Source organism: Synechococcus sp. HK05 (genome assembly GCF_019104765.1).
In the GTDB taxonomy this organism is placed as follows: Bacteria; Cyanobacteriota; Cyanobacteriia; order PCC-6307; family Cyanobiaceae; genus Vulcanococcus.
Window position 1 is genome coordinate 35,726 of sequence record NZ_JAHRXJ010000001.1, and the last position, 19,466, is coordinate 55,191.

At 66.2% G+C, this 19,466-nt stretch carries 18 protein-coding genes; 7 read left to right on the forward strand and 11 right to left on the reverse strand.

Annotated features, from left to right (window positions below; translation table 11 throughout):
• Positions 1 to 9: 9 nt before the first annotated feature.
• Complete coding sequence (locus KUL97_RS00185; protein ID WP_254896020.1) at positions 10 to 2,802, forward strand: RNA helicase; 2,793 nt, start codon at positions 10 to 12, stop codon at positions 2,800 to 2,802.
• Positions 2,803 to 2,851: 49 nt separating this feature from the next.
• On the opposite strand, the gene KUL97_RS00190 is transcribed toward KUL97_RS00185, so the two are convergent.
• A complete protein-coding gene (locus KUL97_RS00190; RefSeq protein WP_217794645.1) occupies positions 2,852 to 4,339 on the reverse strand; it encodes an FAD-dependent monooxygenase in 1,488 nt (495 codons plus the stop codon).
• Positions 4,340 to 4,698: 359 nt separating this feature from the next.
• Here KUL97_RS00190 and KUL97_RS00195 point away from each other — a divergent pair, with 359 nt between their 5' ends.
• Positions 4,699 to 5,130, forward strand: coding sequence for a 23S rRNA (pseudouridine(1915)-N(3))-methyltransferase RlmH (locus KUL97_RS00195; protein WP_217794944.1), 432 nt, complete (start codon positions 4,699 to 4,701; stop codon positions 5,128 to 5,130).
• Between the two features lie 9 nt (positions 5,131 to 5,139).
• On the opposite strand, the gene purB is transcribed toward KUL97_RS00195, so the two are convergent.
• Both purB and KUL97_RS00205 read right to left on the reverse strand, forming a co-directional pair.
• Positions 5,140 to 6,435, reverse strand: coding sequence for an adenylosuccinate lyase (gene purB / locus KUL97_RS00200; protein WP_217794647.1), 1,296 nt, complete (start codon positions 6,433 to 6,435; stop codon positions 5,140 to 5,142).
• A gap of 52 nt (positions 6,436 to 6,487) precedes the next feature.
• Complete coding sequence (locus KUL97_RS00205; RefSeq protein WP_217794649.1) at positions 6,488 to 6,682, reverse strand: hypothetical protein; 195 nt, start codon at positions 6,680 to 6,682, stop codon at positions 6,488 to 6,490.
• 119 nt (positions 6,683 to 6,801) lie between these two features.
• On the opposite strand from KUL97_RS00205, the gene KUL97_RS00210 reads away from it, so the two are divergent.
• Complete coding sequence (locus KUL97_RS00210) at positions 6,802 to 7,653, forward strand: TlyA family RNA methyltransferase (protein WP_217794651.1); 852 nt, start codon at positions 6,802 to 6,804, stop codon at positions 7,651 to 7,653.
• A 15-nt stretch (positions 7,654 to 7,668) separates the two neighbouring features.
• Here the strand turns inward: KUL97_RS00210 and KUL97_RS00215 are convergent, their stop codons facing one another.
• Positions 7,669 to 8,007, reverse strand: coding sequence for a P-II family nitrogen regulator (locus KUL97_RS00215; RefSeq protein WP_010310966.1), 339 nt, complete (start codon positions 8,005 to 8,007; stop codon positions 7,669 to 7,671).
• 187 nt (positions 8,008 to 8,194) lie between these two features.
• Here KUL97_RS00215 and queF point away from each other — a divergent pair, with 187 nt between their 5' ends.
• A complete protein-coding gene (gene queF / locus KUL97_RS00220) occupies positions 8,195 to 8,596 on the forward strand; it encodes a preQ(1) synthase (RefSeq protein ID WP_217794652.1) in 402 nt (133 codons plus the stop codon).
• Here queF and KUL97_RS00225 read toward each other — a convergent pair.
• The 7 genes from KUL97_RS00225 to KUL97_RS00255 form a co-directional block, all read right to left on the reverse strand.
• The gene (locus KUL97_RS00225) at positions 8,584 to 9,879 is read right to left on the reverse strand and encodes a cytochrome c biogenesis protein ResB (protein WP_217794654.1); all 1,296 of its coding nucleotides are present in this window, start codon (positions 9,877 to 9,879) and stop codon (positions 8,584 to 8,586) included. The genes queF and KUL97_RS00225 overlap by 13 nt on opposite strands.
• Before the next feature lie 18 nt (positions 9,880 to 9,897).
• Positions 9,898 to 10,614: a cytochrome c biogenesis CcdA family protein gene (locus tag KUL97_RS00230; RefSeq protein WP_217794656.1), complete on the reverse strand. Its 717-nt coding sequence runs from the start codon at positions 10,612 to 10,614 to the stop codon at positions 9,898 to 9,900.
• A gap of 25 nt (positions 10,615 to 10,639) precedes the next feature.
• Complete coding sequence (locus tag KUL97_RS00235; protein ID WP_368656042.1) at positions 10,640 to 11,860, reverse strand: FtsW/RodA/SpoVE family cell cycle protein; 1,221 nt, start codon at positions 11,858 to 11,860, stop codon at positions 10,640 to 10,642.
• A gap of 107 nt (positions 11,861 to 11,967) precedes the next feature.
• Positions 11,968 to 12,168, reverse strand: coding sequence for a phycobilisome linker polypeptide (locus tag KUL97_RS00240; protein WP_010310954.1), 201 nt, complete (start codon positions 12,166 to 12,168; stop codon positions 11,968 to 11,970).
• Between the two features lie 33 nt (positions 12,169 to 12,201).
• Positions 12,202 to 12,690: an allophycocyanin subunit beta gene (gene apcB / locus KUL97_RS00245; protein WP_010310952.1), complete on the reverse strand. Its 489-nt coding sequence runs from the start codon at positions 12,688 to 12,690 to the stop codon at positions 12,202 to 12,204.
• Positions 12,691 to 12,731: 41 nt separating this feature from the next.
• Positions 12,732 to 13,217, reverse strand: a complete 486-nt coding sequence (locus KUL97_RS00250) for an allophycocyanin subunit alpha (RefSeq protein WP_010310950.1) — start codon at positions 13,215 to 13,217, stop codon at positions 12,732 to 12,734.
• 421 nt (positions 13,218 to 13,638) lie between these two features.
• Complete coding sequence (locus KUL97_RS00255; protein WP_217794658.1) at positions 13,639 to 16,665, reverse strand: phycobilisome rod-core linker polypeptide; 3,027 nt, start codon at positions 16,663 to 16,665, stop codon at positions 13,639 to 13,641.
• A 153-nt stretch (positions 16,666 to 16,818) separates the two neighbouring features.
• Here KUL97_RS00255 and KUL97_RS00260 point away from each other — a divergent pair, with 153 nt between their 5' ends.
• From KUL97_RS00260 to atpB, 3 genes are read left to right on the forward strand one after another with little or no spacing between them, the layout of a single operon-like run.
• Positions 16,819 to 18,039, forward strand: coding sequence for a class I SAM-dependent methyltransferase (locus KUL97_RS00260; protein ID WP_217794660.1), 1,221 nt, complete (start codon positions 16,819 to 16,821; stop codon positions 18,037 to 18,039).
• A gap of 35 nt (positions 18,040 to 18,074) precedes the next feature.
• Positions 18,075 to 18,539, forward strand: a complete 465-nt coding sequence (locus KUL97_RS00265) for an ATP synthase (protein ID WP_217794662.1) — start codon at positions 18,075 to 18,077, stop codon at positions 18,537 to 18,539.
• A gap of 50 nt (positions 18,540 to 18,589) precedes the next feature.
• On the forward strand, positions 18,590 to 19,318 hold the full coding sequence (gene atpB, locus KUL97_RS00270) for a F0F1 ATP synthase subunit A (RefSeq protein WP_010310941.1): 729 nt from the start codon (positions 18,590 to 18,592) through the stop codon (positions 19,316 to 19,318).
• The last annotated feature ends 148 nt before the right edge of the window (positions 19,319 to 19,466 follow it).

Genomic DNA, 19,466 nt, shown 5'->3' on the forward strand with positions numbered 1-19,466 from the left:
GATCTGCTAATGGCAAGCAGCACCCAGGCCTCCGACGCCGCGTCGCTCCCCGGCGCCGCATCCGGATTGGTGCCGCCGCTGGGGCAGCTCTTCCCCTTCCCGCTCGACGGCTTCCAGCTGGAAGCGATCGATGCGCTGAACCAGGGCCATTCGGTGGTGGTGAGCGCACCCACCGGCTCGGGCAAAACCCTGGTGGGTGAATACGCGATTCATCGCGCCCTGGCCCATGGGCGCAAGGTGTTTTACACAACGCCGCTCAAGGCCCTCTCCAACCAGAAACTGCGCGATTTCCGCGAGCAGTTCGGTGCCGAGCGGGTGGGCTTGATGACGGGCGATCTCACGGTGAACCGTGAGGCCTCGATCGTGGTGATGACCACCGAGATCTTCCGCAACATGCTCTATGCGGAGGCTGATCAAGGCGACGACCCGCTCGAGGATGTGGAGGCGGTGGTGCTCGATGAGTGCCACTACATGAACGACTCCCAGCGGGGCACCGTGTGGGAGGAATCGATCATTCACTGCCCGCCGGTGGTGCAGCTGGTGGCCCTCTCGGCCACGGTGGCCAACGCTGGTCAGCTCACCGACTGGATTGAGCGGGTGCACGGCCCCACCACCCTGGTGATGAGCGATTACCGGCCGGTGCCGTTGCAGTTCAGCTTCTGCAGCGCCAAAGGATTGCATCCGCTGCTCAACGACGAGGGCACGGGCCTGCACCCCAACTGCAAGGTGTGGCGCGCGCCCAAGGGCAGCAAGCGCAAGGGTCCGAAAACGCCGAAGCCGCCCCAGCCGGAGGCGCCGCCGCTGAGCTTTGTGGTGGCCCAGATGGCCGAGCGGGAGATGCTTCCGGCCATCTATTTCATCTTCAGCCGCCGCGGCTGCGACAAGGCCGTGCGCGATCTGGGCAAGGTGTGCCTGGTGACGCCCGAAGAGCAGGCCCGCATCCGGGCGCGGCTGGATGCGTTTGTGGTGGCCACTCCAGAGGCCGTGCGCGATGGCGGCCACGACGAGGCCCTGCTGCGGGGCATCGCTGCCCACCACGCCGGGGTGCTGCCCGCCTGGAAGGAGCTGATCGAAGAACTGTTCCAGCAGGGGCTGGTGAAGGTGGTGTTCGCCACCGAAACCCTGGCGGCGGGTATCAACATGCCAGCCCGCAGCACGGTGATTTCAGCGCTGTCGAAGCGCACCGAGCGGGGCCACCGCCCGCTGATGGGCAGTGAGTTTCTGCAGATGGCCGGCCGCGCCGGCCGCCGCGGCCTCGACAACCAGGGGTATGTGGTGACGGTGCAGAGCCGTTTCGAGGGGGTGCGTGAGGCGGGTCAGCTGGCCACGGCTCCTGCTGATCCCTTGGTGAGCCAGTTCACCCCCAGCTACGGCATGGTGCTCAACCTGCTGCAGCGCTACGACCTCAACAAAGCCCGCGAGCTGGTGGAGCGCAGCTTTGGCCGCTATCTCGCCACGCTGGATCTCACGGAGGACGAAGCCCGCATCGCCGAGCTGCGCGAGCAACTGAGCCATCTGAGCGATCAGGCGGTGGAGGTGGCCTGGGACGACTTCGAGGACTACGAGAAGCAGCGCGGTCGCCTGCGGGAGGAGCGGCGCCTGCTGCGCATCCTGCAGCAACAGGCTGAGGAAACCCTCGCCCATGAGCTCACCCTGGCGCTGCGCTTCGCCAGTGAGGGCGCCCTGGTGAGTCTGAAGGCCCCGGTGCTGCGGGGGCGGGTGACGCCGGCGGTGATTGTGGAGAAGGTGGAGGGGCCGGGGCAGTTCCCGCTGCTGCTTTGCCTCACCGACGAGAACGTGTGGCTGCTGGTGCCCTGTACGGCGGTGGTGAGCCTGCACGCCGAGCTCAGCTGCCTGCAGGTGAAGGAGATTGCGGCGCCCGAGCTGCACCGTGCTGGAGAGCTGCGCCACGGCGATCAGAGCAGTGGCGGCCTGGCCCTGGCGGTGGCCCACATGGCCCGCCGCCACGACATGACCACCCCGCAGTACGACCTGGCCGGTGAGGTGCAGGCCCAGGCCCATCTGGTGCGGGAGCTGGAGCTGGCCCTGGAGCTGCACCCGGCCCACCGCGCCGGCGACCGCAAGAAGCTGCGCAAGCAGCGCTTCCGCATCGAGGAGCTGGAGGCGGAGATCGAAGAGCGGCAGCGCATCCTGCATTTCCGCGCCAACCGCCATTGGGACACCTTCCTGGCGTTGATCGAGATCCTGCGCTTCTTCGGTTGCCTCGCCGGCGAAGAGGGGCTGGAGCCCACGGAGATCGGCCGCACCGTGGGAGCGCTGCGGGGTGATAACGAGCTCTGGTTGGGGCTGGCGCTGATGAGCGGCCACCTCGATGAGCTCGAGCCCGCTGATCTGGCGGCGGTGTTTGAGGCGATCTCCACCGAGGTGAACCGACCGGATCTGTGGAGTGGCTTTCCCCCCTCGCCGGCCTCGGAGGAGGCCCTGCACGATCTGCGCGGGATTCGGCGTGAGCTGCAGCGCCAGCAGGAGCGGGCCTCGGTGGTGATGCCGCTCTGGTTTGAGCCGGAGCTGATGGGCCTGGTGCACGCCTGGGCCAAGGGCGTGAGCTGGAACGATCTGATTGCCAACACCTCGCTCGATGAGGGCGATGTGGTGCGGATCATGCGCCGCACCGTGGATCTGCTCGCCCAGGTGCCCTACTGCGAAGCCATCAGCCAGCAGCTCCGCGACAACGCCCGCGCTGCCCTCAAGGCGATCAACCGCTTCCCGGTGTGTGAACCGCTCGATCTGCTGGCGGGTGGCGCTGGGCTCAACCCAGCCACAGAGCGTTCGGCGGGCTGACCAGGTCGTTGATCCTGGTGGCGTTGTTCAGTGCGGATGCCAACTCCAATCAGCGCCACTGATCCCCCAGCGCTAGCAGCTTTTCGCGCTCTGCGCTGGGGACGCAGCTGCTGAGGTAGGCATCAGGTCGAATCAGATAGGTCCGACCCGCGACATACCCATCCTGGGGTGCGGCGCTGGCCGCAACGAGCCAATCCCCTGCCAACGAGGGCTCAAGCGGCGGCAGGGGAGTGCCAACGGACAACAGCACAAAGCGACCGCCGCCCAGGAGCGCGTGCAGCCTGGTGTCTCCGTTGGCGGCGTGGCAAGGCAGATCCGGGGTTCGATCCCCCGGTTGCAGTCCCTGCCCTGAAGCAGCCAACACCGGTGAGAGGGCGCTGCCGCGGTAGTGCAGATCGGTTTCACAGAGCTGCTGCACGAGCCGCCGCTGCAGCCGGCGGCTGCGGCCCAGCTTCGAGAAGAGGAGGTTTCGCAGGCGACGCAGCAGGGGCTGCCGCACCAGAGCCACGCGGGTCAAGGCCCCGGCATTGCGCAGCACCTGATCACCAATGGCGCTGCGTTCTTGGGAATAGGTCTCGAGTAGCGGCGTCCCGGCCTTGTTCTGAAGCACCAGGGCCAGCTTCCACGCCAGGTTGAAGGCGTCTTGCATGCCGGTGTTCATGCCCTGCCCACCGGCTGGGCTGTGAATGTGGGCCGCATCACCGGCCAGGAAGACACGGCCAACGCTGTAGCGGTCGACCTTGCGTTCATTGATCCGGAAGTGGCTCAACCAGATCGGATCGTGGGCGCGATAGCCGGGGCCCAACCGCTGCTCCACCAGGCTCTGGACCTGCTCAAGCGTTGGATCCGCGGCCTCCGCTCCCGAGACATCGCCAATGATGCGGAAGCGATCCACGTCGATCGGGAACAGGGCCAAGATCCCATCGGGATTCCAGACCACCGCCACCTGATCGGGGGCTGCGGGGCCGTCGAGCTTCACGTCCGCCAGGACCCAGTTCGACTCGAGGGTTTCACCGCTATAGGCCAGACCAAGGTGATGGCGCACCACGCTGTGGGCGCCATCACAGCCCAACAGGTAGCTGCACCGCATCGTCTCCTGGCTGCCGTCAGCCCGGCTGAGTCGCGCGCTGACACAGCCCTCGGACTCCGAAAAGTCGGTGAGCTCGAGCTGCCGTTCCACCTGCACGCCACGCTCCGCCAGCAGCTGGGTGAGAACCGCCTCGGTGCGGTTCTGGGGAATCATCAAGGCGTAAGGGAACGGGCTCTCAACCTTGGAGAAGGGCAGCTCCACCAGCACGTGTCGTCCCGCCTGGATCCGAGCCCCATGGCCCTCGATCCCAGCTCTCAAGAAGGGCTCGACGCAGCCATGCAGATCGAGCAATTCCAGGGTTCGCGGCCAGATCACCACGGCCTTGGAGAGATCACTGGGCTGGGGTGCCCGGTCCACCACGCGTACGGCGACGCCCTGCTGATGCAGGGCCAAAGCCAGGGTGAGGCCCACCGGGCCTGCTCCCACAACCAAGACGGGGTGTGACATCACATCGACGCCAGATCTCGGCCAATGCTGAACAGCCCATCGGTTGTCTCTTCAACAGTTCCACTTCTTTTTCGGCCGCGGCTTGTGCCCCAAGCGGGTTCAGCCCCTTGGCCGAAGCACCAGCCAAACGATCAGCAGCAGCCCGGCGGTGCTGACCACGGTGTAGATCCAGTCGGCGTAGGGCGTGTAGAACAAGGCCAGGGTGGGTGGCATCAGCAACGCGGGCGCCAGGGCTCGAACGATTGGCAAGCCATCCCAGCTTGGGGTTCTCCCGAAACGGTGGACACATCACGTGATCGGTCGCTACGACATGGATGGCGTCGGTGAGCAGAGGGTGTTGGCTTGAGGGCTGCGCCGTGATCAATCCCTCCCGCATCCGCATCCTGGCGGTGGGCAAGGTGCGCAAGGGTTGGGTGCTGGAGGGCGTCGCCACCTACCTCAAACGCCTGCCTGGGCTTCAGGTGGTGGAGCTGCGTGATGCCGGCAAAGAGCGTGAGGCGGACGCGATCCTGGCGGCCTTGCGCCCCGACGAGCAGCTGGTGGTGCTGGCGGAGGAGGGCCAAACCTTCGATTCCCCGGCCTTTGCCCAGCGGCTGGAGGGCTCAGGCTCCGAGCGCCTGGCCTTGGTGATCGGGGGCGCCGAAGGCATTGCCCCGGAACTCAAGGCCCGTGCCCGCTGGAAGCTCAGCCTCTCGCCGATGACCTTCCCCCATGAGCTGGCCCGCCTGCTGCTGCTGGAGCAGCTTTACCGCGCCCTCACGATTCAGCAGGGCGGGCCGTATCACAAATGAGCGCGGGGTTCAGATCCCCAGGCGCTCCCAGATCACGCCGAGGTTGGCTTGGTGCAGATCGGTGGAGAAGCAGTCAGCCAGCTGCTCGGCGCTGAGGCGGGAGGTCACATCCGCGTCGGCTTCGAGGTTGGCGCGGAAATCGCCACCGGCGGTGTTCCAGGCGGTGTGGGCGTTGCGCTGCACGATGCGGTAGGCGTCTTCGCGGCTGATGCCGCTCTCCACCAGGGCCAGGAGTACCCGCTGGCTGAACACCACGCCGCCGTACACATTCATGTTGCGGGCCATGTTGTCCGGGTACACGCCCAGGCCCTGCACCACCGAAGTCATCTCCCGGAGCATGAAGTGCAGGGTCACCGAGCAGTCGGGCAGCATCATGCGCTCCACTGAGCTGTGGCTGATGTCGCGCTCATGCCAGAGGGCACAGTTTTCCAGCGCTGCCACCACATAGCTGCGCAGCACCCGGGCCAGGCCGCTGATGCGCTCGCTGCGGATCGGGTTGCGCTTGTGGGGCATGGCGGAGCTGCCCTTCTGGCCCTTGGCGAAGTTCTCCTCCACCTCGAGCACATCGGTGCGCTGCATGTTGCGGATCTCGGTGGAGAAACGCTCCAGCGCGGCACCCACCAGGGCGAGGGTCTGGATGTATTCGGCGTGGCGGTCGCGGCCGATCACCTGGGTGCTGGCGGTGTCGGGCACCAGGCCGAGCTTGGCGCAGGCGATCTCCTCCACCCGGGGATCGGTGTTGGCGTAGGTGCCCATGGCACCGGAGATCTGGCCCACGCTCACCACACGCTCGAGCCGCTCAAGCCGCTCCTGGTTGCGCACCACCTCAGCCAGCCAGCCGGCCAACTTGAAGCCGAAGGTGATCGGCTCTCCGTGGATGGCGTGGGAGCGGCCGATCATTACGGTGCCCTTGTGGGCGCGGGCCAGCTCGCGCAGGGCGTCGGCCAGTTTGTTGAGTTCGGTGCGCAGCAGCTGCACCGAGGCCTTCATCTGCAGGGCCACACCGGTGTCGAGCACATCCGAGCTGGTCATGCCCACGTGGATGTAGCGGCCGGCATCCCCCACGTGCTCGTTCACGTTGGTGAGGAAGGCGATCACGTCGTGGCGCACCTCGGCTTCGATCTCGAGGATGCGCTCCACGCTGAAGCTGGCCTTCTCCTTGATCGTGGCCACGGCCTCGGAGGGTACTCGGCCCAGCTCGCAGTTGGCTTCAGTGGCGGCGATCTCCACATCCAGCCAGCTCTGGAACTTCGCCTGCTCGCTCCAGATGGCGCCCATCTCGGGCAGGGTGTAACGCTCGATCAAGGCCGCCGCGGGCTCACATCCAAACCAATGTATGGGGCGGCCTTCAGCGCGATCAGGCCACCGCTGTGAGCTTGCGGTGCTCCACCTCCCACTGCACCAGGGTCCCCCAGGCCTGTTGGCGCACCCAGCAGCGGCCGCCGCGGCACTGGATCAGCTGGAAGGGGGGGAGGTCGTCGGGTTGGTTGCGCAGTTTCACGAAGCTGCCCGGTTGGAGCAGTTCCACCACGTTGGATTGTTGGCGCGGCATGGGGGATCCCCTGTGCTGAGGGTCATCCTCCGGAGTGTTCCCCGGTTTGCCCCTGCAGCCCCCGTTTTTGTTCGGTTTCCCCTGTGCTTTTGTGACAGCACACCAGCACGCCGCTGTTGATGGGCCGCAAGCAACGCCTGGATCTGCAGCTGGTGGAGCTGGGTTTGGCCACCAGCCGCCAGCAGGCCCAGCAGCTGATCCGGGCCGGCAAGGTGCGCAGCGGCGATCGCGTGCTCGATAAGCCTGGGCTCGATGTGCTGCCCGATCTGCCCTTGCAGGTGGAGCAGCCGCCCCGGTTTGTCTCGCGTGGTGGTGAAAAGCTCCTCGGCGCCCTGGAGGCTTTCCCGATTGAGCTGGCCGGCCGGGTGTGCCTTGACGGCGGTATCTCCACCGGCGGCTTCACCGACTGCCTGCTGCAACACGGCGCCAGCCGGGTGTACGGCGTGGATGTGGGGTATGGGCAAACGGCCTGGAGCCTGCGCACCGATCCGCGCCTGGTGCTCAAGGAGCGCACCAACCTGCGGCACCTGGAGCCGATCGACCTTTACGGCGATGAGGATCCTTGGCCGGATCTGGCGGTGGCGGATGTGTCGTTCATTCGCCTGGCCCTGGTGCTGCCAGCGATTGGACGGTTGCTGCAAGCGGAGCGGCGCGAGGTACTGCTCCTGGTGAAGCCGCAGTTTGAGGTGGGCAAGGAGCGGGTGGGCAAGGGCGGTGTGGTGCGCGACCCCGCGGCCCATGTGGATGCGATCGAAGGGGTGATCGCGGCGGCCGCGGCGGAGGGTTGGAGCGCCTGCGGGGTAACCGCCTCACCGATCACCGGCCCGGCGGGTAACCATGAGTACCTGCTCTGGTTGCGCAGCGGTGCCTGGGACGAGCCGGCCAGCGCGGCTGTGCCACAAAAAAACGCCGGAGTCGCCCCTGAAGCAGAGGCCATCCGGCGCTTGGTGGCTGAAACACTGGAAGCCTGAACAGCGCCCGCAGGCTCAGATGGCGCTGCTGTCGCGGTCGCCGGTGCGGATGCGGATCACGGAATCCACAGGGCTGATGAAGATCTTGCCGTCGCCGATCTCGCCGGTGCGGGCCGCTTCCTGAATGGCGCCCACCACGGTGTCCACCTGGGCGTCGTCAACCACGATCTCGAGCTTGAGCTTCTGCAGGAATTCAACGGTGAACTCAGAGCCGCGGTAACGCTCCACCTGGCCCTTCTGGCGACCGAAGCCCCGCACCTCGCTCACGGTCATGCCGACGATGCCGGCATTGACCAACGCCAGCTTCACGTCTTCAAGCTTGAACGGGCGAATGATGGCCTCAACTTTTTTCATGGCTGCGGGAGTGGCTGGGAAGGCTCTGTCGGAGACAGTCTCTCAGGAATTCTGGAAAGACAGGCGGGGTGCTGGGCCCCGTCAGGCCCATTAGGCCGCAGCTTTCGGGGCGAGGGTGTTGCGATTGCTACCGCAGCGGTTGCCCGGGGGCGGCTGCTTAGCATCCGGCCTCATACCCTCTCTGCCGATGAGCGCCGATCAGACCCGCACCCCTCTCTATGGAGAGCGGGCCATTGCCGAAGCGGAGCTGATCTGTTTCGACAACCCGCGTCCGGGCCGGGCCTATGAGGTGGCGATCACCCTGCCGGAATTCACCTGCAAGTGCCCCTTCTCGGGCTATCCCGATTTCGCCACCCTGCGGCTCACCTATCAGCCGGGTCCCCGCGTGATGGAGCTCAAGGCGATCAAGCTCTATGTGAACAGCTACCGGGATCGCTCCATCTCCCACGAGGAGGTGACCAACCGGATCCTCGATGACTTCGTGGCCGCCTGCGCACCGGTGTGGATGGAGCTCGAGGCTGACTTCAACCCCCGCGGCAACGTTCACACCGTGATCCGTGCCAGCCACGGCACCCGTCAGCCCTGCTGAAGTTCGGCCAGCAGGGCTGGCAGTTCGCGTGAAAAGGCCGTCAGATTGCGGTTGCACAGCCCGGCCACGTGCAGCTTCTGCTGTTCGGGCTCGGCGATGGCCCAGAGCTGGCGGGTGGCGATCAGGCTCAAGGCCCCACCCGCCAGCGCAATCGCGAAGCCGGCATACACCAGTGGTACGCCGGGATCGCGCTTGAGCAGCAGGCCGCTGGCGGGCACCACCCCGGCAATGCGCAGGGGAATGCCCGCGATCTCAGCGGCGCCGCCGCCCGGCACCAGGCTGCCCAGCACCTCCGCATCGGCGGAATACACCGCGACCGGGCCTTGCTCGCTGGAGAGGGCCAGCAGCACCGGGTTGCTCCCATCGGGGCGCGTGGGCAGCACGATGCCCCACACCTGATCCCCCAGTTGCGGGAAGCTTTGCAGCGGCAGCTCCAGGATCGGGCTTTGGCCCAGTTGCACCTGGATGGCGGCCAGGGCCCAGTCGGCCTGGTACACCGTCATCCCCTGGAAGCGCAGGGGGTGGTTCACGCTGATCTCGCGGTTGCTGGCTGGTAGGGGCTCGCTGGCGGCTGGATCGCCGGGTTGCAGCCGCAGCTGGGAGCGGAATTGTTCGGGCCGGCCGGCGGGGTCGCGTTCGATGCCGAAGTCCTCGAGGGCCACGGTGAGTTGGGTTTCGCCGCGGCGGTTGAGCAGCTCCAGCTCATTGCCAGGGGCCAGATAGCGCTCGAGCCGTTGGCCGGCGAGCGCACCCCAGGCCGCTCCCACCATCAGCACCACCAGGCCGGCATGCACCAGCAACGGCCCCACGCGGCCGCTCACGCCCCGGCGGGCCGCCAGGCGGTGGGGATGGGGTTGCACCTGCCAGCCCCGTTGTTGCAGCAGCGCCTGTAATTGGCTCAGTTGCGTCTCCGCCTGCGGGCTCTTGATCGTTTCCGCCAGGGTGAGCTTGCTGAGCTGGCGGGGGCTGCTGTAGTCGATCCAGCGCAGGGCGGCCTGCAGGGCCGGCCATTGGCGGCGCCAGCTGCACAGGATCAATGACAGCCCCAGCCATGCCAACAGGGCCAGAAACCAGCTGCTCGAATACACGTGATCGAGCTGCAGGCGCAGGATCGCTTCGCCGTTGAGCAGCCCCAGCCAGGGCTGAGCGTCGTAGACGCGGTGATAAAGCTCCGCGTTCTCCTGCTGGGGAACCAGCGTGCCCAGTCCGCTGGCGATGGCGATCAGGATCAACAGCCCGATGGCCAGGCGCAGGTCGGAGATCCAGGCGATCAGGCGTTTCATCAACAGTGCGAGGAGGGCTTAGCCCCAGCGGGCCAGAAGGGTGAGTGTGCCTGTGGCCAGGAGCACCACGCCGCTGATGGGGGGAACCCACTGGCCCAGGGCTCGCAGGGCCAGGAGCCGCGGCACCCAGGCGGCGGCGATGCCGGCGAGCAGCAACGGCATCACCTGGCCGGCGGCAAAGGCCGTGAGCAGCACCACGCCGGCCAGCGGATTGCCGGCCTGAGCGATCCAGGCCAGCAACACCGCCAGCACCGGGGTGGTGCAGGGCGAAGCGGCCAGCCCGAAGGCCAAACCAGCCGCCAGTGGCGCCAGGGCCTTGGGCACCCGCTGGCGCCATTGTTCAGGGTCGGGCCCGCTCGGGAGCTGCAGGGGCAGCAGGCCGAGCAGATTGAGGCCCATCAACACCGCCAGCACGGCCACCAGCGTGGGGATCAGGCCTGGCACCTGGCCGTAGATGCGCCCCAGGGCGCCGCTGGCTAGGCCGAGCAGCACCAGCGAGGCCACGATGCCGCCGCAGAAGCTGAGGCTGCGCTGCCAGGGCTTGTCGTGCTCGTCGTCGAACCCGGCGAGGTAAGCCAGGGTGACCGGTAGCAGCGACAGCGAGCAGGGCCCCAGGCTGGTGAGCAAACCACCGGCGAACACCAACAGCAGGGTGAGGGCACCGGGATGGGCGAGGGAGGTGCTTAGCAGCTGCTCTCCGCTGCGGGCCCAGTCGGCCAGGGCCGGAGCCACCATCGCGGTTCTTGAGTCGGCGGTGGGGTCAGCCTATCGACAGGCTTCCGCCTGCTGAGCCTTGCCGCAGGCGTTCCTCGCGGCGCCGCGGTCGCCCGGGCTCCAGGCCGGCGCCTTCCAGGGCGCAGCGCAGCAGCAGGCCGGCCGTGAGCAGGCTGGAGAGCAGGGAGTTGCCGCCGTAGCTGATCATTGGCAGCGGCAGGCCGGTGGTGGGCATGGCGCCACTGGCTACGGCGATGTTGAGGATCGATTGACCCACCAGCAGGCTGGTGCAGCCGATCGCCACGAGGCGTTGTTGGTTGCTGCGGCAGCTGAGCGCCACTCGCAGCCCCATAAAGCCGAACAGCAACAGAAACAGCAGCAGCAACACTGAGCCCACGTAGCCGAATTCCTCGGCAAACACCGCAAAGATGAAATCGGTGCTCTGGATGGGTAGGTATTGCAACTTCTGGGTGGAGAGGCCGAAGCCTTCGCCCCAGAGGCCGCCCGAACCGATCGCCAGCAGGCTTTGCACCAGCTGATAGCCGTCCCCTTGGGCGTCCTTCCAGGGGTCGAGGAAAGAGGTCACCCGGATGCGCTGGTACTCGTTGATGGAGATGCTGCCCACCGCCACCGTGAAGCCCAGGCCAGCGCTGCCGAGCATTGCCCAGAGCGGCAGCCCTGAGGCCAGGGCCATCAGCCACAGCAGGATGCCGCAGAGGGAGGCTGTGCTCAGGTTGGGCTGCTTGAGGATCAGGCCCAGGGTCACGGCAAACACCCCGAGCCAGATGAGTTTTTGATCCGGTGCGATGCGGCTCCAGTGGGAGAACAGCGCTGCACCCTGGAGCACCAGGAAGGGTTTGATCAGCTCGGTGGGCTGGATCTGGATCGGGCCGATCACCAGCCAGCGGCTGGCGCCATTCACGGTGCTGCCGATCACCAGGGTGAGGGCCACCAGCACCATGCCGACCAGCAATGCCGGGCCTGCCATACGCAGCCAGCGGCGCAGATTGATCTTGATGCCCAGGTAGAGCAAGCCCCAACTGGCGACCATCCAGATGGCCTGGCGCTTGAGGTAGTAGGTGGGATCACCCATTTCACGAGCGGCCACCCACCAGCTGGCCGATCCCAGCACCACTAGGCCCAGCACGCTCCAGAGGGCCACCATCCCCAGCAGGAGGCGTGCTTCTGCCGGCCAGAGGCGGAAGGGCACAGGCAACAGGCCGGATGGGTTGGCGGAACGGGCCAATGCTGCTGGGAACTGAGGCACCGACTATCCCGTATCTGCGGTGACCTTGCAAACAAAAAGCCAATAAAAAAGCCCGGCATGGCCGGGCTTTTGAGGGATGCAAGTGCGTTGGGTTAGCTCTGAAGACTTCAGTTGCCCACGTTCACCTGACGGCGACCGGAGACCAGTTCAACCTTCAGAATCTTGCCGCCTTGCTTCATGATCCGCTGCTGCTCAGCAAACCAGCTTTCGTAAGGCACCCACTTGGTGAAGAAGGTGTTCTGCAGCTCGCGCTGGGAACGGGCCTTCTCAGGGCAAGGGATGCAGGCGGTGACTTTGAACAGGCGCATGGGTGGATCCTCGAAGTGTGCCGAAGGCAGGGATCAGTTACCCAGGCCGGAGCTGATGTAGTCGAAGTACACGCCCATTTCGCGGCCGGCATCGGGGCCCACCAGGGAGGCGGTCACTTCCTTCATGGCCTGGATCGACTGCACGGTGGCGCCGATGGGCACACCCAGGGAGTTGTAGGTCTCCTTGAGGCCGTTCAGCACACGCTCGTCGAGGATCGAGGTGTCACCAGCCAGCATGGCGTAGGTGGCGTAGCGCAGGTAGTAGTCGAGGTCGCGGATGCAGGCTGCATAGCGACGGCAGGTGTACATGTTGCCGCCGGGACGGGTGATGTCCGAGTACAGCAGCGACTTGGCCACGGCTTCCTTGATGATGGCAGAAGCGTTGGCGCTGATGGTGGCAGCGGCACGAACGCGCAGCTCACCGCTGGCGAAGTACTGCTCCAGGCGACCCATGGAGGAGGTGTCCAGGTAGAGGCCCTGGACGTCGGCCTGGTTGATGACGTTGGTGATGGCGTCTTGCATGGAACCTGATGGAAGAGGCGGTGGTTAGAGAAGAAAGGTCCTCAGGAGAGGGCGCCGACGACGTAGTCGAAGTAGAAGCCAGCCTCTTCGGCATCAGCGCCGGTGAGCAGGCTCATGGCGGCGTTCTTCATCTCGCGCACGGCTTCAGCCATGGCTTCGAGGGGGGTGCCCAGGGAGCGATACATCTCCTTGGCGCCGATGATGCCGATCTCTTCGATCGGGGTCACATCACCAGCGACGATGCCGTAGGTCACCAGGCGCAGGTAGTAGTCCATGTCGCGCAGGCAGGACGCGGTCATTTCCTCGCCGTAGGCATTGCCGCCGGGGGAGATGACGTCGGGGCGCTTCTGGAACAGAGCACCGCCGGCGGTCTTAACGATGCGCTCGCGGCTCTCGGCCAGGACCTGGGCGACGCGAAGACGACGCTGACCGCCGCTCACGAAAGCCTTGATCTGGTCGAGTTCGCCAGGGCTGAGGTAGCGGGCTTCGGCGTCCGCGTTGATGATCGAGTTGGAGACGATGCTCATGCAGTTCTGCCTCGAAACAAGCGGTCGCCTGAACGGTGACCGATATCCGGTGGGTAAGGGGGGAGGTCTTCAGAGGTGTGCTCCTCCCGCAGCAGGCTGCGTCGGGGGCGGGTGACTGAAGGCGCGGCAGCAGTGCTGACCGCCGAGTCATTCTGTGGCAGAGCCCTGCAGCCCCTCGGCCCCCGGTAACAGTTCTTCACGGCGAGCTGAGTGCGTGAAAACGCTTGCAGCGCCTGGGTTCTCTCGCTACTGGCTGATCGGGATCTGTGTACGAGTTGTTCACAATTAATCGCGCTTCAAATTCGTGTTCGTTGCATTTTGTTGACGAGGATTGGGTTGGATTTTGTTGCAAATATCTGTTCCCACGAAAAACCCCCCTGCCCACGGCAGGGGGGTGAAGGGGTGTGCCCTGAGCCAGGAATCAGGCGGTGGGGTTGAGGGCTGCGTTGCCGCCGTAGAGGGCAGCGGTGCGGTTCACCGTGCTGAGGGGGATGCCATCGCTGGTGGCCATCCCTTTGAGGTAGGGCACCGTGTCGCGGCCGAAGCTGCTGGCGTACTCACTCGAATTGAGTACGGCATCGATGGCACTGCGTAGGCCGTCGTTGCAACGGGTGGCCAGGAATCGGCTGGTTTCCGCCGGTTGAGCGGCACGGCCCAGCAGCGCCAGGTGTGCGGCAGCGGCGGCTTTGAAGGGCGCCATGCGGTTGAGACGGCTCACGAACAGATCGCTGCCGGCCACCCGTGCCACAAACTCCGCCACGCTGAGCTTGCCGTTGCGCAGTTGGGATTCGGCATCACCCAGGGCCTCGGAGGCCAGGGGCTGACGACCCAGCAGTTGGCGGTAGACCGCCTCGATCGCTTCGTTCACCTCCGCGCTGGTGGGCCGCATCGACAGCTTCACGGCGGTGCCGAGGCTGCGGCGCTTGCTGAAGCCCTGGAGTGCACCCGGCTTGAGGGCCTTGGCCATGGCTGCACCTGGCTGTTCCGCCAGTGCGCCTGCGGCTCCGCTGGACACGGTGGAACTCCAGCCGCCAGCCACGCTGATGCTGCGGGTGGGTGCCGCTGGTGCCGGGGCAAAGCTCGTGACGCCGGAGCTCCAGGTGGGCGCGGCACCACCGCCGGGTTGCCAGCGGGGTGCGCTCCAGCTGCGGGCCGGGGCCGGGCGCGTTTGCACTGAACCAGGACCGTTGGCGGCACTGGGGGCTGGCGCCAGGGTTTCACCGCCGGTGAGGGTGGCGCTCCAGCCGCCGCGGATCACGCCGGTGCGGCCGGGCAAGTTGCGCTCGGTGAGGCTGCCGGTGCCACGGAAATCGGCGGGAGGGGTCACCTCCGGGCGGATCCGCGGGGTGGTGTCGGCGTAGGCCGCGGCGTTGAAGGCGCGCTTGAGGGCCGGAACCCGGCGGGTGTTGAGGTCGGTCGGGGTGATGAAGCGCTCGTAGGGAACGGTGTCTTCCCCGAAGGCTTCGCTGTACTCGGCGCTGTTGAGCATCGCGTCAACGACGCCGTAGAAGCCCTTGCGGGCAGCCACATCGAAGTAAGCGTCGATTTCCCAGCGACCGAAGGTGGGTCGGCCCAGCAGGCGCCGGTGCATCACCTCGATTGCCTTACAGATGTAGAGCCCGCTCCAGTAGCGGCGGCGGAAGGCGTCGCTGCGGGCCACCTGACGCACGAATTCGCGCAGGCTCAGGTCGCCGTTTTCGAGCTTGATCTCCTCCACCTTGTTCTGCTCACCGGCGTAGCCGGTGTTGCCGAGCACCTGCACATAAACGGCGCGGATCACCGCCTGGGTGCTGGCCTCGGTGTTGCGGATGCTGGGCTGACCGCCGCGGCGGGGCACCGAATTGCCGCCCGTGGCGATCTGCTGCAGACGCACCACCTTGGGCCCCAGCTTGCGGGGGGTGGACGCGCGGAACTGCGGGCTGTTCATCTGGCCCGGTTGACGCATGCCGTTGCCCACGAGGATCCGGCGCGTGTCGTACCGCAGCGGAGCCGGGCGCGTGCCCACATTGGCGGTGCCGGACGGGAAGATCGCGCCGTAGTTGAGGCCCAGTGGATCGTTGCCGCCCCCATAGGGGTGCTGATCGGCGTAGGGCTGGCGGTAGCTGGCGTAGAGGGTGACGTATTGAGGGGCACCCTCAAACGGAGCGCTGAAGCGGAACAGCTTGCGGTTGGAACCCCAACCGGCGCTCTCTTGGGCCTCTTCGCCGATGTCGCGCAGGTAGGGAACGGTTTCCTCCCCGAACACCTGGGCGTATTCCATGCTGTTCACCAGCGCATCCACCAAGCCCTTGAGGCCCTGGGCGGAGACGATGTCGAAGTAGCGGGTGAACTCCTCGCGGGAGCTGATGCCACGGCCGAGGAAGTGGCGGAAGGCCAACTCCACAACCCGGCTGTTCACGAACCGGCCGTAGAACTGCTGCTGATACTCCTTGCTGTGGCCCAGGGAGCGGATGAACTCCCGCATCGAGATGTCGCCCTGACGCACCTGGGTGGCTTCCACCGGGCAGGGCATCTGGCTGTAAGCCTTGGCGATGTCGCGCTCGAACACCTGGCGGTAGGCGGCGCGCACCACCTCGGCCTTCTGAGCGCCGCTCATGCCCGGCTTCATGTTGAAGCGCTGGGCCTTGCCCTGGGCGGCCAACGCATAGATCGCGGGCAACTGCAAGCCCTGGTTTTCAGGGCTGCCCAGCCGCTGGCGGGGCGAAGGGGTGGGAACGGCAAGCTCTTCGAGCAGCACGTTGAAGCTCTCAATCAGGAGCTGACGCGCTTCGGGCAGATCCTTGAGCAGCTCGGCAGCGCCAGCGCGCATCTCCTGCAGGGCCACATTGGTGGCCGCCAGGGAGCAGCCCTTTTCGAGCACATCGCGCAGGCCGCGGGTGTTCACCCGCAGGATGCTGGGGTCACCGGCCACCACGGCGTAGCCCACGTAGCGCAGGAACCAGGCCAGGTCGCGGATCGATTTCTTCATCCGCTCGGTGCCGTAGCGGGCCACCGAAATCGGGCTGAAGCCGGTGGGCAGCACCACACGCACATCGGCGTCGCCACCGGCACCTTCCAGCAGGCGGGTGAGCGCATTGCCGCGCTTGCTGGCGCCGCTGGCGCCAGCGAAGGTTTGCACCGAGCGCTGGAAGGCGGCTTGGTCGGTGGCCAGGGGGGTGGCTCCGGCATCAGCCGCAGGGCTGAGGGGAGCGTCGAGATAGGAGAGCGGCGTGCCACCGGCAAAGATCCGGCTGGCGGCGCGGGCCACGATCGCCTCGGCGTTGGCGGAAACCCGACGGGCGGCTTCCACCCGCAGCTGACCGCTCTGGAAGAAGGTCACCAGGGTGTTCAGCTCACCGCCATCGAGGAAGCGGTCCTGCTGTTCCGCCTCGCGGACGCTGGAGAGCGGCAGGGTGTCGTAGCGCTGAGGAGCAACCCTGCTGCTGCCGCTGCTGGCGGTCACAGTCATGGAGGAGAGCGAACCAGGCCAAGGCACGTTACGGCTGGCCCTCTGGCCTCCCGGCGGCCCATGAACAAATGTTTGCAGCCGGGCCCAAACCCCGGCGCTTCAACCCCCTGAGCCATGAAAAGCTCGCTCGGTTGCAGCGCTGCCTCCTGCGCCATGACTCAGGCCCCGGCTGATGCCGCCACCCCAGTGGTGAGCGCCTTTTACGACCGATTCCCCTATCCCGGTGATCCCCTGCAGGACGGCCCGCCGCCTGGATACAACTGGCGCTGGTGTGTGGATGCCGCCTATGCCGCCTGCACCGGTGCGGTGGCGCCCCGTGGGGCCGACGGAGCGGCACTCCGGGTGCTCGATGCCGGCTGCGGCACGGGCGTGAGCACGGATTACCTGGCTCATCTCAATCCCGGCGCCGAGATCCTGGCGGTGGATATTTCGCCGGGAACCCTGGAGGTGGCCCGCGAGCGCGTGCGCCGCTCTGGCGGCCATCAGCAGGCCCAGGTGCGGATTGAAAACCGCAGCCTTTTGGAGCTCGACGGCGAGGGACCCTTCGACTACATCAATTCGGTGGGGGTGCTGCATCACCTGCGGGAGCCGGAAGCCGGGCTCAAGGCTCTGGCAGCGCTGCTGAAGCCTGGGGCGCTGCTGCATCTCTTTCTATACGCCGATGGCGGGCGCTGGGAGATCCATCGCACCCAGCGAGCCCTCACGGCCATGGGTGTGGGCACGGGTGAGCAGGGGCTGCGGCTTGGGCGTCAGCTCCTGGCCGAGCTGCCGGAGCACAACCGCCTGCGCCGGCATCACGAGCAGCGCTGGGCGATCGACTGCGCCGCCGACGCCAACTTCGCGGATATGTATCTGCACCCCCAGGAGACCAGCTACAACCTCGAGCGGTTGATGGCCTTTGTGGCGTCTGCCAACCTGGAGTTTGCTGGCTTCTCCAACCCCCAGGTGTGGGATCCGGCCCGGCTGCTGCACGGCGAGCTGCTCGACCGCGCCAAGGCCCTGCCGCCGCTGCAGCAGTGGCAGCTGGTGGAAGACCTCGACCCCGATATCAGTCACTTTGAGTTCTTCCTGGCCAAACCGCCGCTGCAGCGCTGGAGCTGGGACGACGACGCAGCGCTGCTCGCGGCTGCCGGCCAGCGGAACCCCTGCCTCTGGGGTTGGCCCGGTGCGGCGTTGCTCGATTCCGATATGGCACCGCTCGATCTGAGCAGCAACGGCCTGGCGTTGATGCAGGCCCTGGAGCAGGCTCCAGCGGCGACGCCCATCGGCCGTTTGCCTCTGGGCTGGCCCGAGGGGCAGATCGCTTCTGTGGCAAGGGAACTGCTGGATCAGCGCGTGTTGCTGCTTCAGCCCTTGCACGGCAACGCTGCGTGATAGATTCCGCGCGCCTTTTCAGAGCGCAGGAGCCCTTGCTGGCAACCCCCCCGCTCCCTCACAACAACAGCGCTTCATCCGAGGTGTTGCACGGTGAGGGCGAGGATCTGCCGGCGGATCCGATGACGGCGATTGAGGCGGCCTCCCCGGCTGCCGCTGCCCCGTCCGACGACTACCTGCGCCTCCAGCAGCGTCTGCTTCTGGCCACCTTGATCGTCTCCGCCATTGCGGTGCTGATCACGGCTTTGGCATTCGACCTTCACATCGCCGGCTCTCTGCTGGTGGGTGCGCTGGCCGGCCTGCTCTATCTGCGCCTTCTGGCACGCAGCGTGGGCAAGCTCGGCAACGGTGCCAAGAAGGTGGGCAAGACGCAGCTGCTTGTGCCTGTGGTATTGGTGCTGGCCTCGGCCCGCCTCCCCCAGTTGGAGCTCTTGCCGGCCCTGCTCGGCTTCCTGCTCTACAAACCGGCCCTGATTTTTCAGGTTCTGCTCGATTCCTGAGCTGGCCTCTCCCTGAACCGTCGCTTCCGCGACACCGAACGCACAACCCGATGGGTTTCTTGCCACTCGCTCTTCCCTTTGCCGAACTGGAGGTGGGTCAGCACCTCTATTGGCAGCTGGGCAATCTCAAGATCCACGGCCAGGTGTTTCTCAGCTCCTGGGTGGTGATCGGTGCTCTTCTGGCCTTTGTGCTGGTGGGCAGCCGCAAGATGGAGCGCGATCCGCGCGGCATGCAGAACCTGCTCGAGTTTCTGTGGGATTACATCCGTGATCTTGCCCGCGAGCAGATCGGCGAGAAGGCCTACCGCGATTGGTTGCCCTTCATCGGCACCCTCTTCCTGTTCATCTTCGTGTGCAACTGGGGCGGTGCCCTGGTGCCCTGGAAGTTGATCCATCTCCCCGAAGGTGAGCTCGGCGCCCCGACAGCCGACATCAACACCACCGTGGCGTTGGCTCTGCTGGTGTCGTTGGCTTACTTCTATGCCGGCCTGAGCCGCAAGGGATTCCGGTACTTCGAGTACTACGTGGAGCCGACTCCGATCATGCTCCCGTTCAAGATCATCGAAGATTTCACCAAGCCTCTCTCCCTCTCGTTCCGTCTGTTCGGCAACATCCTGGCGGACGAATTGGTGGTGGCGGTGCTTGCTTTCCTGGTTCCTCTGCTGGTGCCCCTGCCGGCCATGTTCCTCGGTCTGTTCACCAGTGCCATTCAGGCTCTGATCTTCGCCACCCTCGCCGGTAACTACATCGGTGAAGCGGTGCACGAAGAGCACCACTAGAGGTTGCACCTCAACCCCGCCAGAGCGGGACACCCGCTCTGGCAAACTCCTTGCGCGCAGGTCCGGCACGATCCGGGCCCATCTCGAGTCAAAACGAGATGTCCCAGGCGCAGGGATAACGTCCCGGTCCCCGTCCGCGCTCTCCCAG

Bases quoted from the DNA above. Each gene is read 5' to 3' on its own strand.
- KUL97_RS00230 (WP_217794656.1), bottom strand. From the start codon at position 10,614: ATGGTGGCTCCGGCCCTGGCCGACTGGGCCCGCAGCGGAGAGCAGCTG.
- KUL97_RS00210 (WP_217794651.1), top strand. From the start codon at position 6,802: ATGGGCCGCAAGCAACGCCTGGATCTGCAGCTGGTGGAGCTGGGTTTG.
- KUL97_RS00250 (WP_010310950.1), bottom strand. From the start codon at position 13,217: ATGAGCATCGTCTCCAACTCGATCATCAACGCGGACGCCGAAGCCCGC.
- KUL97_RS00240 (WP_010310954.1), bottom strand. From the start codon at position 12,168: ATGCGCCTGTTCAAAGTCACCGCCTGCATCCCTTGCCCTGAGAAGGCC.
- queF (WP_217794652.1), top strand. From the start codon at position 8,195: ATGAGCGCCGATCAGACCCGCACCCCTCTCTATGGAGAGCGGGCCATT.
- KUL97_RS00255 (WP_217794658.1), bottom strand. From the start codon at position 16,665: ATGACTGTGACCGCCAGCAGCGGCAGCAGCAGGGTTGCTCCTCAGCGC.
- apcB (WP_010310952.1), bottom strand. From the start codon at position 12,690: ATGCAAGACGCCATCACCAACGTCATCAACCAGGCCGACGTCCAGGGC.
- KUL97_RS00185 (WP_254896020.1), top strand. From the start codon at position 10: ATGGCAAGCAGCACCCAGGCCTCCGACGCCGCGTCGCTCCCCGGCGCC.
- KUL97_RS00260 (WP_217794660.1), top strand. From the start codon at position 16,819: ATGACTCAGGCCCCGGCTGATGCCGCCACCCCAGTGGTGAGCGCCTTT.
- KUL97_RS00205 (WP_217794649.1), bottom strand. From the start codon at position 6,682: ATGCCGCGCCAACAATCCAACGTGGTGGAACTGCTCCAACCGGGCAGC.
- KUL97_RS00190 (WP_217794645.1), bottom strand. From the start codon at position 4,339: ATGTCACACCCCGTCTTGGTTGTGGGAGCAGGCCCGGTGGGCCTCACC.
- KUL97_RS00225 (WP_217794654.1), bottom strand. From the start codon at position 9,879: ATGAAACGCCTGATCGCCTGGATCTCCGACCTGCGCCTGGCCATCGGG.
- atpB (WP_010310941.1), top strand. From the start codon at position 18,590: ATGGGTTTCTTGCCACTCGCTCTTCCCTTTGCCGAACTGGAGGTGGGT.
- KUL97_RS00215 (WP_010310966.1), bottom strand. From the start codon at position 8,007: ATGAAAAAAGTTGAGGCCATCATTCGCCCGTTCAAGCTTGAAGACGTG.